Genomic DNA, 14,088 nt, shown 5'->3' with positions numbered 1-14,088 from the left:
CCACATGTCAGATGTAACTGCTATCGATAACTTGGTTAAAAAGCACCAAGAACTCAAAAAAGAAATTGCAAAAATCATTATAGGACAAGATGAAGTCATAGACCAGATTCTGATTTCAATTTTTGCAGGTGGACACGCCTTACTAGTAGGTGTTCCTGGACTTGCAAAAACCTTAATGGTAAATACGATTTCTCAAGCTCTAGGACTACAGTTCAAACGCATACAGTTTACACCAGATTTAATGCCTAGCGATATATTAGGAAGTGAAATATTAGATGAAAATAGAACCTTTAAATTCATTAAAGGACCTATTTTTTCTAACATCATCCTGGCAGATGAGATTAACCGTACACCACCTAAAACACAAGCTGCACTTTTAGAGGCGATGCAAGAGAAAACGGTTACTGTTGCAGGACACAATTATAAATTAGATGCACCATATTTTGTACTAGCTACACAAAACCCTATAGAGCAAGAAGGTACTTATCCTTTACCAGAGGCACAACTAGATCGATTCATGTTTGCTATTAATCTAGCTTACCCTTCATTTGAAGAAGAAGTAAATGTCGTTAAGGCCACCACTAGTAATCATAAACCACAAATTAATGCATTGTTTAATGCACAAGAAATAATAGATTTTCAACAGCTAGTACGTCGTATTCCTGTAGCAGATAATGTTATAGAATATGCTGTTGCATTAGTAGGTAAAACAAGACCTAAATCTGATGCTGCACCAGAGATAGTAAAGGAGTATATAGATTGGGGTGCAGGACCGCGTGCATCGCAAAATTTAATTCTTGCCGCAAAGACTCATGCAGCAGTCAATGGTAAATACAGTCCAGATATAGAAGATGTAAAGGCAGTTGCCACAGGGATCTTAAGACATCGCATTATTAAAAACTACAAGGCTGAAGCAGAAGGTTATACCGAAAATAGTATTATCGCAAAGATTCTATAATAATGCATAAATATTCTGCTAGTTTATACCTTTTTTTAATAGGAGGTATTTTAGTTGGCGCAGGAGCTGTGTATAAAACGGTCTACCCTATATTTAGCTATAGTTTTATGGTATTAGGATATGCGGCAGATATTGCTGCTATTTATTTTCTTATTAAAGCTGTCAGTAAAAAATAATTTTTCGATTACTTTTAAAAATTTGAAACACTTACTAATTGTGTGTTTAGTGATTTAATCTGTTTAAATTAAGAAATTGATAATTTAAGCTTGTATAATTATTAAATTCATAATTATTTCTATTTCTTTTACTCGCTATTTTGATATTGTCTAAACTACAGTGGTAGAGCGGTTGGGCTTTCATTTCACGTGTCATTTTTGTAACTTCGCAATCCTTAAAAAAGACTAATTAAAACTAGATATATGGCTTTTGATATTGATATGATTAAAAAGGTGTATGCTGAGATGCCAGCTCGTGTAGATAAAGCACGTGAGATCACTGGCAAGCCACTTACACTTGCAGAGAAAATTTTATATTCTCACTTATGGGATGGTACTCCAGGTAAAGCTTTCACAAGAGGAAAGGATTATGTAGACTTTGCACCGGATCGTATCGCATGTCAAGATGCAACTGCTCAAATGGCTTTATTGCAATTTATGCAGGCAGGTAAAGATAAAGTAGCGGTTCCTACAACTGTGCATTGTGATCACTTGATACAGGCAAAGAATGGTGCAACTGCTGATCTTCAAAGTGCAATGAATACCTCAAACGAAGTATTTAATTTCTTAGAATCTGTATCAGATAAATATGGTATTGGTTTCTGGAAACCAGGAGCTGGAATTATTCACCAAGTAGTTCTTGAAAACTATGCATTCCCAGGAGGAATGATGATTGGTACAGATTCTCACACTGTAAATGCTGGAGGACTAGGAATGGTTGCTATAGGTGTAGGTGGAGCAGATGCTGTAGACGTAATGGCAGGAATGGCTTGGGAATTGAAATTTCCTAAGTTAATTGGTGTTAAACTTACCGGTAAATTATCTGGATGGACTGCCCCAAAAGATGTTATTCTTAAAGTAGCAGAGATTCTGACTGTTAAAGGAGGAACTGGTGCAATAGTAGAATACTTTGGTGATGGTGCTGTTAACCTTTCTTGTACTGGTAAAGGTACTATCTGTAATATGGGAGCAGAGATAGGAGCGACTACTTCAACTTTTGGATATGATGACTCTATGGAACGTTATTTACGTGCTACTGAGAGAGCTGACATTGCAGATGCTGCAAATGAAGTAAAAGATTACCTAACTGGTGATCCTGAAGTTTATGCAAATCCAGAGCAATACTTTGATCAAGTAATTGAGATCAATTTAGATACATTAATGCCATTAATCAACGGACCATTTACACCAGATCTTGCGACTGAAGTAGGTTCAATGAATGAAAAGGCAACTGAAAATGACTGGCCATTAAAAGTAGAATGGGGACTGATAGGTTCTTGTACAAACTCTTCTTATGAAGATCTTTCTCGTGCAAGTTCTGTAGCACAACAGGCTATTGATAAAAAACTAGTTACTAAAGCAGAGTTTGGAATCAATCCTGGATCAGAAAAAGTACGTTACACCACAGAGCGTGATGGAATATTAGGAGTGTTTGAAAATGTAAATGCAAAGATCTTTACAAACGCTTGTGGACCATGTATTGGTCAGTGGGCACGTTATAGTGATCCTAAAAACGCACCTAAAAACTCTATTATCCACTCCTTCAATAGAAACTTTGCAAAACGTGCTGATGGTAACCCTAATACACATGCTTTTGTAGCGTCTCCAGAAATGGTAGCAGCTATTGCGATTGCAGGTAGATTAGACTTTAATCCAATGACCGATAAGCTTATTAATGAAGATGGTGAAGAAGTGATGTTAGACGAGCCTACAGGATGGGAATTACCTCCTAAAGGATTTGAAGTAAAAGATGATGGTTACCTAGCGCCTCAAGAAGATGGAACTGGTGTAGTTGTTAAAGTGGCTGAAGATTCAGATCGTTTACAGTTATTAGAACCATTTACACCTATAGGTACTGATTTAAGTAATGCAAAATTATTGATTAAAGCATTTGGGAAATGTACTACAGACCATATTTCTATGGCAGGACCATGGTTACGTTTTAGAGGACACTTAGACAATATTGCAAACAATACTTTGATAGGTGCAGTTAATGCATTTAACAAACAAACTAATTTTGTTAAAAATCAATTAGATGGTGAGTATGGCGCAGTGCCTGCAACAGCAAGAGCTTATAAAGCAGCTGGTATTCCTTCAATTGTAGTAGGTGATCACAATTATGGTGAAGGTTCTTCTCGTGAGCATGCAGCGATGCAACCACGTCACTTAGGAGTAGTTGCCGTGATTGTAAAATCATTTGCACGTATCCATGAGACTAACTTGAAGAAACAAGGTATGCTAGGACTTACATTTGCAAATGAAGCAGATTATGACTTGATTCAAGAAGATGACACGTTCAACTTTGTAGATCTTGCTAAATTCTCTCCAGACGTACCTTTAACAATTGAGATTACTCATGCAGACGGTACTAAGGATACAATTAAAGCAAATCACACCTACAACGCTGCTCAAATTGAGTGGTTCCATAAAGGAAGTGCTTTGAATAAAATTAAAGAAGATAACGCAGCTTAATTAAGTGTTTCTTTACATACTTAAAATGCCTCTTGAATTTTCAAGAGGCATTTTTTATGGTTTTTATTTCACTTTTGCCCAAGCGGAATGTAATCAATACCTAAACTTGAAATTTCAGTTATAGGTTACGTTTGATTTATCGTAATGATTTGTTGTGCGCATGCACAACGTGAGTGTAATTAAAACGTTTGTAACTCGCAGGAAATGAATTAATGTCGATTTAATAATTTATAATTTTCAAAAGATCTAAGTGAAATATTTAAAGCTATTCACAATCTGCGTATTTCAAATGTGCAGTTCATTAGCAAGCGTTACATGCATTGCAATCGCGCGCTGCACTAAAAATACATGTTCATGTATTGAATAGATTCATATTTACAACATCAATTTAACCATTTTAGTTGTATTGCCGTCTATCTTTGTAATACATGTCAAAGCAAATTACTACACTTACTTTTTTTAAATACCCATGTCTCAAACAAAAGCTTTGGGCATTTGGTATGATGCAATTTGCTCATCGCCCGATGAAGAAAGTAAAAGGTTTAAAGTTTTATAAGTTGCTCGGTTCTGGAAAAGAAAATTTTAACCCGAAACCAGACTGGAGCGTTTACGGATTATTACAGGTTTGGGATAATGAAGAAAGGGCAAAAGAATTTTTTGCAAACACTAGGCTATATAAACGTTACCAAAATCACAGTGAGCAACAGCTTACCTTTTACATGAGATGTATTAAAGCACATGGTCAATGGTCTAAAAAAAATCCATTTGAGTCCAGTGATTCCTTAGATGAGAACAATGCCTATATTTCCGTAATCACACGAGCTACTATAAAATTAAATATGCTCAAAAAGTTTTGGGATTATGTACCTACATCACAAATAGACTTAATTGATAATCCTCATTTATTATTTAGTGCTGGAGTAGGTGAGAGACCGGTAACTCAAATGGCAACATTCAGTTTATGGGATGATGCTCGTGCCTTAAAGAAATTTGCTTATCGTAGTCAGAATCATAGGCATGCGGTACAACAAACACAAGCCTTACAATGGTATAAAGAAGAAATGTTTACTAGATTTCAGCCTTACCACATAACTGGAACGTGGCCTAACTTTGAAACACCGGCGAGTCTACAATAGACTTTTAAAAAAAGCTTTGATCATTCTCAACGACGTCATACTTTTCATAATAGAAATTTCTTCATTAAGGTGTGTCTCCTCATCTAAAAATTTAAATAATTTTTGAATATCGTTTTTATCGTATAAACGATGGAAAAAAGCAGGTCCATCATTATTAAAGTCATGGAGCACAGATAGCATTGTTTTGTCATATAAACTAAATCTATTTTTAGATAAACCTGTCAGTAAAGGGATCTCGTTCAGGTAATTAAAAACTAGTGTTTCTGCTTTTTTTTCTGTCATTTTAAAAGAATAGCCTGTAGAAGGTTTAACCCAGCCACCTGCTGTCCCTATTTTAAATATTTTATGAGAATGATGACGATTAAAATCATAGGTTGTCATGGGTATAACACCATTTTCTATTTCAACAATTTTATAGTCGTCTATTTTCAAATGCTTATTGATGTAGCGCTTTAAATAATTATCATAGATATTATCATTAACTAATTCAGGTGAGAAATAAGTAAACTCAATAAGTGCTTTTTGAGAACTATAAGGAAGTACATATGTAAAACTAGTCGTACCATTATCTCTTAAACTATAATCCATCATGGTAAAACATTCTGGATTAAAACTATCCATAGGTGTTTCTATAGTCCATCCTTTAAAATGTTGATGTAAAGTAATCGCTTTTTGATCTTTAAAAAAGTCAGTGTCAATACGGCTGTCGAGTATTAGTCTAGCACTTACAGATGATCCATCAGTAGAACTAATTGTATGAGTCTCTTCATTAAGAGCATTAATGCTTAATACTGTTGAATTGATAAATTTACTATGATGATTTTTTTCTAATTCCGCTTTTGCGAAAGCGATAAAATCGACACTATTAATAGTTTTATAAGTATAAGGATGCATATCTAGCTCAATGCTGCCTTTATCTGATTTAAATAGACCATGATTCCATTTTTTAAGTATCATTTGATCCCATTTACCAGAGCCTTTTTCCCAGAAAGACCATTTTTTATGTATTGTAGATGGAGCGTCATCAATCACAACCAGTTTAATGTCTGGATGTTGTTTTAATAATTCTATAGTTATATGACTACCTGCGCAACCTAAACCTATAATCGCTATATCGAAATGATGATCCATAAACCTAATGCAAAAATGAGTTGTGCTGCATACAAATGTAACGAACTGTTGCGGTCACCTTTTAATTTATAATGAGCTAAAACGGCATGAAGTATAGCAGCAATGATGAACCAGCAAGCATAATTCCACCAGCCAGCACCACCATTAAAGTGCCAGTACCCTGAATAATCGCAAATATGTTCAAGAAAAAAATCTAGTGCAACCATTAATCCTGCTGCACCAAATATTTGTGCTGTGATATTTTTTAAAAACGATTGTGCTATAGCATGACTTGTAAAGGTTAGTACAGCCCAGTTAATGCCTATTAAATAGGGGATACCATCTAATTTGGGGCCTAGATTATCACCGTAAAAATAATCGCCAAATAGACTACCTGTATGAACACCTATCCATTCCACAGTCATTCCTACAACAAAACATAATATAAATAAGCTTATTTTTTTAATGGATTGAATAGGAAAACATACCCATAAAACTATAGTTAGGTACAGGAGTGTGAAAGGAGATTTAGGTATAAAAAATCTTTATATCCTAGTGCTAAGCCTATAAGAGCTGATAAGTGCAATATCCATAAAAATACTATTAATGCTTTTTTAATCATGATGCATCTTGAATTAAGTCTGCCGTTATCTGTGCACTCAATAGACATAATGGAATTCCTCCACCGGGATGAACAGATCCTCCGACGTGGTAAAGATTTTTAAGACCTTTATTAAAATTAGGATGTCTGAGAAAAGCAGCAAATTTATTATTGCTAGCTGCGCCATATAAAGCACCGCGGTAGCTGCTGGTTTTCTTTTCAATATCACAAGGATCTAAAATATACTCTGTAGCGATATGTTGTGAGATATCTGTTCCTAAACATTTATTTATTTTAAGAATAATATTCTTTCTAGCAGTATTAATCATTTCTTCCCAGTTCTGTCCATAATTGCCTGGAGCGTTAATCATTACAAACCAATTTTCACAACCTGCAGGAGCATCAGTTTTGGTTTCTTTACTGGTAATGTTGATATAAATAGTAGGATCGTTAGAAAGAGATTTTTTATTGAAAATATGATCAAATTCAGTCGGGTAGTCGTTACTGAAAAGAATGTTATGTAGGTCTAATTCTGGAAATTCACGGTCTATTCCCCAATAAAAAATTAAAGCGCTACTGCTACGTTCTTGTTCAAGTGTTTTTTTAGGTGCTGGGTACTGAGTAAGTAGCTTTTTATATGTAGGATAGATATCCATATTAGAGACTATAATATCTGCTTTATAAGTCTTTAATGCTGTTGTTATACTCGTGGCTAGATTGTTATTGTAATTTATTTTATCTACGCTTTCGCGAAAGCGAAATTCTACACCGACTTTAGTCGCAAGTTCATAAAGCGATTGAGAAATGCTATGCATACCGTGTTGAGGATAATAAGTGCCAATGCCCATTTCTAAATGGGGTATCATAGACATTATACCAGGCGTTTGATATGGAGAAGAACCATTATAGGTGGCATAACGGTTGAATAACTGTGTTAGTTTAGGGTTTTTAAACACTTTGTTCTCTTCGTCAAGCGTGTTTAATAGTCCTAGAAATGGCGCGTTAACTATAGCCTTTAAGGTATCTAATGAAAAATAGGTACTCCATTTATGAAGTGACTTTTCTAGAAAAAGAGATTTTGTAAGATTATAGCGGGATTTACTATTTGTTAAATAACTATCAATGGTACTCTTAGGCTCTCTAAAAAGTTTGCTAGCGTGGTTAACGAAGTCTTTTTGATCCGTGTAAGCTTTAAATCTAGTGCCATCTTCCCAAAAATAATGACATCCTACATCTTTTTTTATATATGAAAAAGAGTTATCGATAGCAGGGAATAGATCGTGCAGTTCATCAACTAGATGAGGTAGTGTGAATAGGGAAGGACCTAAATCAAATCTATATCCATCTTGCTTTATAGCGTGTAATTTACCGCCAGCATAATGATTTTGCTCAAATACTGTTACTTGATAACCTTTATGTTTTAGTCTAAGAGCTGTTGCAAGTCCTCCTAATCCTGACCCTATGATGATGGCTTTGGCCATTTATTTAAAGTATTTGAGAGGAACGACTAGCATGCCAAAATTTTCTCCTTTTTCTTTACCTATATGCTTGTGGTGTATTTTATGGGCTCTTCTTACGCCGCGTGCATAGACGTTATTTGCTTTGCGCAACCATTTAAAACGCTGGTGTATGAAAATATCATGTACAATAAAATAAGCTACTCCATATGCAAAAATACCTGCACTCATAGGTAATGCCCACCATAAGTCAAATGTGCTATGTGCAACCTTAAGGCTTATACTAATGGCGGCATAGAATACAAAGAAGAAGTCATTTTTTTCAAACCAGCTGTTATGTTTTTTGTGATGATGGTCTTCGTGTAGATTCCAAAGAAAACCGTGCATCACGTATTTATGCATCCACCAGGCATTAAACTCCATAACGCAAAAAGTTGTGAGAAAAATAAGAATCCAATAAAGTACCTCCATTAAATTAAATTTAAGCGATAGCTGACATAACCTTTTGCAAGTAAGCCTAATTTTTCATAATTAGGTACTCTAATACGTGCATTTCTTATTTCTTTGGACGGTGTACGCTCTAAACGGGTAAGGAGTCTGCGATAATAAACATATGCTGTGTAAACGCCTAGTTTAGCTTCTACTGGTAAGCGTTGAATACCTTTAAGTCCAGCGTCAAAATCTTCTTTAATTTCTTGAATGAGTCTAGCCTTATCCTCTTCAGATAGGTCTTGTAAGTCTGTATTAGGGAAATAACTTCTTTCTAGTACATCTAAGTCTGCTTTCAAATCACGTAAGAAATTCACTTTTTGAAATGCACTACCTAGTCTCATAGCGTCTTCTTTAAGTTCATCGTATTTAGCTTGATCACCTTTTACAAATACTTTTAAAGACATTAGGCCTACAACATCAGCGCTACCGTAGATGTAATTTTTATACTCCTCATCGGTTAGATATACAGACTTATCTAGATCTAATCGCATGCTGTTAATAAATGCACCATACATATCTGGAGTGATGTTGTATTTGTTTACAGTCTCTTGAAATGAATTCAAGATAGGATTAAGACTTATTTTTTCTTCAATTGCATATTTAAGGTCTAATTCAAATCGATCTAGAAGAGTTCTTTTATCATAATCGTGGAAAGAATCAACGATTTCATCTGCAAACCTTACAAAACCGTAAATATTATGAATGTCTTGTCTAATAGTAGGGCCTAACATTTTACTAGCTAATGAGAAGGATGTACTATAATTATTAGTAACGGCCTTACTGCACTGACGTGATACTTTATCGAATAAACTTTTCATGATTATGAATATTTTTTAATAAGGTCAGCTGCTAATTTTCCTGAAATAAGAGATGGTGGAACGCCAGGTCCAGGAACGGTAAGTTGACCAGTGAAATATAAATTTTTAACTTTTTTACTTTTAATATTAGGTCGTAAAAATGCAGTTTGTAATAAAGTATTTGCCATACCATAGGCATTCCCTTTATAGCTATTGTATTCTGATTTAAAGTCATTCACGCAAAATGATTCTTTAAAGATAATGTGGTTTGTAACGTTTTGTGCGGTTCTTTCTTCAAAACGTTTCATAATAATATTAAAGTATTTTTCTCTAAGCTCTGGCGTGTCTTCTAAACCTGGGGCAAGAGGTATTAGAAAAAACCCATTTTCACATCCTTCTGGAGCTGTACTTTTGTCAGTAACTGATGTAAAGTTTGCATAGAACAATGGATCTTCTGGCCATTGAGCCTCTTCATAAATCTCGTGAGCATGTTTTTCAAAATCAGTGTCAAAGAATAGATTGTGGTGCTCTATGTTTTTTAGTTTTTTATCAAAACCTACATAAAAGATTAATGAACTAGGAGCAAAGGTCTTCTTTTCCCAGTACGCTTCTGAATATTGTCTATATTTTTGCGGTAATAAAGTTTCAGAATGATGATAATCTGCTCCAGATAATATGATGTCAAAATCTAATTTCTTATCATAAACTTCAATACCTATAGCGTTAATATCTTCATCTATTAATATTTGTGAAACAGGCGAACTCGTGTGGATAGTTACTCCTTGTTCTTTGGCAAGCTTTTCCATGGCTAGTATGACCTCATACATTCCACCATTAGGATGCCATGTTCCTAACCCAAAGTCTGCATAATTCATGAAGTTATAAAAGCTAGGTGTGTTCCCTGGAGTAGCTCCCAAAAAAAGTACTGGGAATTCTAAAATAGAAACAAGTTTATGATTTGTAAATTTTTTACGTACATCTCTTGAAACATTGCTTATGAAAGCGCCTAGTTTTTTTACTGTTTGAGGTGTTACTAGCTCTAGCGGTGATTCACCTGGCCTATAAACTAGTTTTTTAATCGCAATATCATAATTTTCTTTTGCGTTATCAATAAAGTCTTGTAATGGTTGTGAACTACCTTTTTCAATCTTTTCAAAAGTCTCTTTGATTGTGTTTAAATTGTCACCAATTTCAATAGACTCGTCCTTAAAAATCACGGTGTAAGCGGGATTTAATTTGTCGAGTTTATAGTAATCAGATGGTTTTTTATCGAAATCAGCAAAAAAACGTTCAAAAATATCTGGCATCCAGTACCATGAAGGTCCTATGTCAAATGTGAAACCATCTTTGACCAATCTTCTAGCTCTACCGCCGACGGTATCATTTTTTTCAAATATTGTGACTTTAAATCCTGCTTTTGCTAAATAACTAGCCGCTGAGAGAGAGGCGAAACCTGATCCTATTATAGCTATCGTTTTTCTCATGACTTTACCAGTTCAGGGATTTTGTTGATCACATCTGAAATACCTCTAAATACTAGCTGATTAGATTTAAGATCTTTATCCTTAATTTTTTGAGCAAGTTGACCTAATACCCATAATTCTACATCATCTCCGTTGGAAACTTTTTTATCAAATTGTTTTAAAAATGATGGCAGTTGCTTTTCAGTGGGCTGTACTGTGATATAGGTAATAAAAGTAGGTTTTGCCTCTTTATTTTTGAAAAATGGTAATGATTCTAACATCATACTCGCACCTAAGTATATGGTGTTACAACCTCTTTTTAATAATTCATAATTTAAAAATAATAAACCTAGATCATGCATTTCATTTTCAGGAAGAAATAAAATATATACTTGCTCTTGATTATGAGGTTGTTGATACTGAAGTTTTTCAAGGTTGATTAGAACCTTCTGCTTTATTAAATGACTTATAAAGTGCTCGTGTGCTAAATTAATTGTTTTTGATTGCCATAAATAACCTAGTTCTTCTAGGAAAGGAACAAATAAATTATAGAATACACCTGAAAATCCAAACTCATCTAAAGAGCTTTGATATATTCTTTGAAACATTTGTTGATCAAAGTTAACCATCGCAAGCTTTAATTCCTGTATAGCGTGATCATTCTTATTATTACGTTCAGCAAAATTTCGTACCTGCACTTCAATATCCTCAGAACTAAGTTCAGCAATAGCAGATATTTTAATACCAGCATTACGTAAATAGGATATGTTTAAAATCTTTTGAAGAGCTTCTAAGTCATAGGTCCTTATATTCGTGTCTGTCCTATCTGGCGTAAGTAGACCATACCTCTTCTCCCAAATTCTTATGGTATGTGCCTTTATACCGCTAAGGTTTTCTAAATCCTTAATACTAAACTTACTTTTAATCAAAATTATTCTGTTTTACTTTTAGTTGAGTAAAGTTAAACAAAAATGGAAAGTGTTTGAGGTTTTAGAGAAAAAGTTCTACAATTTGGATTTTATTTAACAATTTTGGTAAAAGATCAGAAAAATAAGGAATAAAAAAAATCAGGTAAAACCTGATTTTTATAGTACCCGAGATGGGACTTGAACCCACACGTGACTAGCACACACGGCCCTCAACCGTGCCTGTCTACCAATTCCAGCACTCGGGTATAAAAAAAGTCCTTAAAATTTAAGGACTTTTTTAGATTAAAATAATCTTGTGATCTGGCTGGGGCTCGAACCCAGGACCCTCTCCTTAAAAGGGAGATGCTCTGCCAACTGAGCTACCAGATCGGTATTGCTTAATTGCGGGTGCAAATATATAACCTCTTTTTAAATCTCAACAAGTTTTTTTGAATTAATTTCGTTTTTTTTAATCAGTGCTTTTTTAAGGCTCAAAAATGAATAAATATGATCATTTTATTAGGATATATGGGGAGTGGTAAAACGGTTGTAGGACAGGTAGTTAGTAGGTTTATTGGGTTTGAGTTTATAGATTTGGATCATTATATAGAATTTAAGGAGGGTGAAAAAATTTCTGAAATCTTCCAAAAAAAAGGTGTGATTTACTTCAGGCAAATAGAAAACAAATATTTAAAAGAGCTAATAGATGAAGATCGAAAAATTATTTTGAGTCTTGGTGGAGGTACTCCATGTTATTATAATCATATGGATATGTTATCCAGCAAAAGCTTTATTCACACTATTTATTTAAATGCGGGAATAAAAACTTTAACGAATCGTTTATGGGATAATAAAGAAAATCGTCCATTAATATCCGGAATTAACGATAAAGATGATTTATTGGAATTTATAGGTAAACACCTTTTTGAACGCAGACCATTTTATCAACGAGCTCGTTATCAAATCACAGTTGATGATAAAAGTGTAAGTGAAATTTCTAATGAAATTGTAAGCACATTATTTTAAGATAACGCTGTATGGTTCTGCTTTAAGATAAACTTCAATATGCTCTTGCATCGTTGTAGATAAGGATATCCCTTTAAAATCCGCCTTAACTGGATATTTTTTATGATTACGATTTACTAAAACAGCTGTTTTTAATCGATCTAGTGGAACATTTAGAAAATGTTTCACTCCATAAATTAATGTGGTTCCACTATTTAATACGTCATCGCATAGAACAACACCTTTATTGGTATATTCTTCTGGTTTTAATGATGTCTTAATTTCTCTTAACGGATTTGTTTTATCAATTTCTACTTTGCAAAGAGTAATTTCACTAGTTACAATTTTAGAAAGAGATGCTTTAAGTTTTTTAGCAAAAACATAACCACCATCGCTAATACCAGCTAGGATGATCTCATCATGATTTAGAAACACTTCAGCTATTTGATAAGCAATGCGTCTAATTTTATTTTTAACCTGATCATGATCTAAAATTCTAGTTTCCATTATTTTTCTTAATTAGTTTAATAAATAACTCCTTACCCTTTCTAGTTGGAACAGAATTATAACATGGCCTCATCATAATAATGTCAAAGAAAGGTTCAAAAAGACTCGTATATTCTTTTACAGAGCCTCCGAATGGTGGTCCATCTAATTTGTTTTCAAAATTAAACAATACTCCGATTAAACATCCACCGTCTTTTAAAAGCGTATGTGTTTTTTTTACGTAGCTTTCGCGAAAGCGAGGCTCCAAGGCACAGAAAAATGTTTGTTCAAAAATGATATCGTATAATTCAGAATACTTAAAATAGTCTTGTTGAATAAAGTGACTGCTTGGTAAGTTTATTCTTTTTTTAGCATATTCCAATGGTGATGGTGCAATGTCGAGAATGTAAATGTTTTTAAAACCATTTTCAAATAAATAGTTAGCTTCGTGTGCATTTCCGGCACCAGGAATAAGAATTTTTGAGTCTTTATATTTTAGTTGGTCTATATATTCTTTGATGGGCGTAGATGGTTCTCCCAAATCCCAGGATGTAGAATTATCAATATATCTTTTCTCCCAATACTCTTTACTTAATTTTGTCACTCTTCCTCATTTTGTTGTCCTAATAAGTCACTCAAATCTCTTCGGTCTTTTTTAGTAGGTCGTCCTTCTCCTTTTCTTCTATAATAATCCTGATTTAATTCTATCATTTTACGAGCTTCAAAGTTTTCTTTCGGAGTTCGATCTAGTCTATATAAATTAACCAATTTATTTCCTACTCGGCTATCAGGTAAATCAATGACTTCTATTACATAGTCTATTTGGTCTTTACGTAACTTTATTAAGTCACCGGGATATACATCTCTAGAAGGTTTTATAATAGCATCACCTATTCTAATGCGTCCTTTTTTTGCGGCATCGGTAGCCTTGCTTCTAGTTTTGAAGTATCTAGTTGCCCATAAATATTTATCTACTCGCATAACAGAA

At 34.0% G+C, this 14,088-nt stretch carries 14 protein-coding genes and 2 tRNA genes; 4 read left to right on the top strand and 12 right to left on the bottom strand.

Translation table 11 applies throughout. The annotated features are described in order from the left end of the window. Positions 1 to 4: 4 nt before the first annotated feature. From BST92_RS01290 to BST92_RS01280, 3 genes are all read left to right on the top strand, one after another. Positions 5 to 958, top strand: coding sequence for an AAA family ATPase (locus tag BST92_RS01290; protein WP_105069834.1), 954 nt, complete (start codon positions 5 to 7; stop codon positions 956 to 958). Positions 959 to 1,377: 419 nt separating this feature from the next. Beyond that, a complete protein-coding gene (locus tag BST92_RS01285; RefSeq protein WP_105069833.1) occupies positions 1,378 to 3,645 on the top strand; it encodes an aconitate hydratase in 2,268 nt (755 codons plus the stop codon). Positions 3,646 to 4,073: 428 nt separating this feature from the next. Further along, a complete protein-coding gene (locus tag BST92_RS01280; RefSeq protein ID WP_105069832.1) occupies positions 4,074 to 4,781 on the top strand; it encodes a DUF3291 domain-containing protein in 708 nt (235 codons plus the stop codon). Here the strand turns inward: BST92_RS01280 and BST92_RS01275 are convergent. From BST92_RS01275 to BST92_RS01235, 9 genes are all read right to left on the bottom strand, one after another. After that, positions 4,773 to 5,912 carry a lycopene cyclase family protein gene (locus tag BST92_RS01275; protein WP_105069831.1) on the bottom strand — a complete coding sequence of 380 codons (1,140 nt, stop codon included), beginning with the start codon at positions 5,910 to 5,912 and terminating at the stop codon, positions 4,773 to 4,775. The two genes, BST92_RS01280 and BST92_RS01275, sit on opposite strands and share 9 nt — an antisense overlap. Then, on the bottom strand, positions 5,891 to 6,349 hold the full coding sequence (locus BST92_RS01270) for a carotenoid biosynthesis protein (protein WP_245910964.1): 459 nt from the start codon (positions 6,347 to 6,349) through the stop codon (positions 5,891 to 5,893). The genes BST92_RS01275 and BST92_RS01270 overlap by 22 nt, the downstream gene beginning before the upstream one ends. Positions 6,350 to 6,509: 160 nt before the next feature. Next, the gene (crtD, locus tag BST92_RS01265) at positions 6,510 to 7,973 is read right to left on the bottom strand and encodes a 1-hydroxycarotenoid 3,4-desaturase CrtD (RefSeq protein ID WP_105069830.1); all 1,464 of its coding nucleotides are present in this window, start codon (positions 7,971 to 7,973) and stop codon (positions 6,510 to 6,512) included. Continuing rightward, the gene (locus tag BST92_RS01260) at positions 7,974 to 8,420 is read right to left on the bottom strand and encodes a sterol desaturase family protein (RefSeq protein ID WP_105069829.1); all 447 of its coding nucleotides are present in this window, start codon (positions 8,418 to 8,420) and stop codon (positions 7,974 to 7,976) included. Continuing rightward, positions 8,420 to 9,259: a phytoene/squalene synthase family protein gene (locus tag BST92_RS01255; RefSeq protein WP_105069828.1), complete on the bottom strand. Its 840-nt coding sequence runs from the start codon at positions 9,257 to 9,259 to the stop codon at positions 8,420 to 8,422. The genes BST92_RS01260 and BST92_RS01255 overlap by 1 nt, the downstream gene beginning before the upstream one ends. 2 nt (positions 9,260 to 9,261) lie before the next feature. After that, positions 9,262 to 10,722, bottom strand: coding sequence for a phytoene desaturase family protein (locus BST92_RS01250; protein ID WP_105069827.1), 1,461 nt, complete (start codon positions 10,720 to 10,722; stop codon positions 9,262 to 9,264). After that, a complete protein-coding gene (locus BST92_RS01245) occupies positions 10,719 to 11,630 on the bottom strand; it encodes a MerR family transcriptional regulator (RefSeq protein WP_105069826.1) in 912 nt (303 codons plus the stop codon). The genes BST92_RS01250 and BST92_RS01245 overlap by 4 nt, the downstream gene beginning before the upstream one ends. Positions 11,631 to 11,792: 162 nt before the next feature. Then, a tRNA-Leu gene (locus BST92_RS01240) sits at positions 11,793 to 11,875 on the bottom strand. A 51-nt stretch (positions 11,876 to 11,926) separates the two neighbouring features. Then, positions 11,927 to 11,999 (bottom strand) — tRNA-Lys (locus BST92_RS01235). A 117-nt stretch (positions 12,000 to 12,116) separates the two neighbouring features. Between BST92_RS01235 and BST92_RS01230 the strand changes: the two genes are divergently transcribed. Then, positions 12,117 to 12,635 carry a shikimate kinase gene (locus BST92_RS01230; protein WP_105069825.1) on the top strand — a complete coding sequence of 173 codons (519 nt, stop codon included), beginning with the start codon at positions 12,117 to 12,119 and terminating at the stop codon, positions 12,633 to 12,635. On the opposite strand, the gene BST92_RS01225 is transcribed toward BST92_RS01230, so the two are convergent. The 3 genes from BST92_RS01225 to BST92_RS01215 are packed head-to-tail and all read right to left on the bottom strand — an operon-like array spanning position 12,627 to position 14,081. Beyond that, positions 12,627 to 13,121, bottom strand: coding sequence for a phosphoribosyltransferase family protein (locus BST92_RS01225; RefSeq protein ID WP_105069824.1), 495 nt, complete (start codon positions 13,119 to 13,121; stop codon positions 12,627 to 12,629). The two genes, BST92_RS01230 and BST92_RS01225, sit on opposite strands and share 9 nt — an antisense overlap. After that, positions 13,111 to 13,704, bottom strand: a complete 594-nt coding sequence (locus BST92_RS01220) for a methyltransferase domain-containing protein (RefSeq protein ID WP_105069823.1) — start codon at positions 13,702 to 13,704, stop codon at positions 13,111 to 13,113. The genes BST92_RS01225 and BST92_RS01220 overlap by 11 nt, the downstream gene beginning before the upstream one ends. Continuing rightward, entirely contained in the window at positions 13,701 to 14,081 is a 381-nt protein-coding gene (locus BST92_RS01215) for an RNA-binding S4 domain-containing protein (RefSeq protein WP_105069822.1), read from the bottom strand. The genes BST92_RS01220 and BST92_RS01215 overlap by 4 nt, the downstream gene beginning before the upstream one ends. Positions 14,082 to 14,088: the final 7 nt, after the last annotated feature.

It is taken from the genome of Nonlabens arenilitoris, from assembly GCF_002954765.1.
GTDB lineage: Bacteria > Bacteroidota > Bacteroidia > Flavobacteriales > Flavobacteriaceae > Nonlabens > Nonlabens arenilitoris.
The sequence above is the reverse complement of the archived record's forward strand: the minus strand, read 5'-3'. Positions and strand labels throughout refer to the sequence as shown.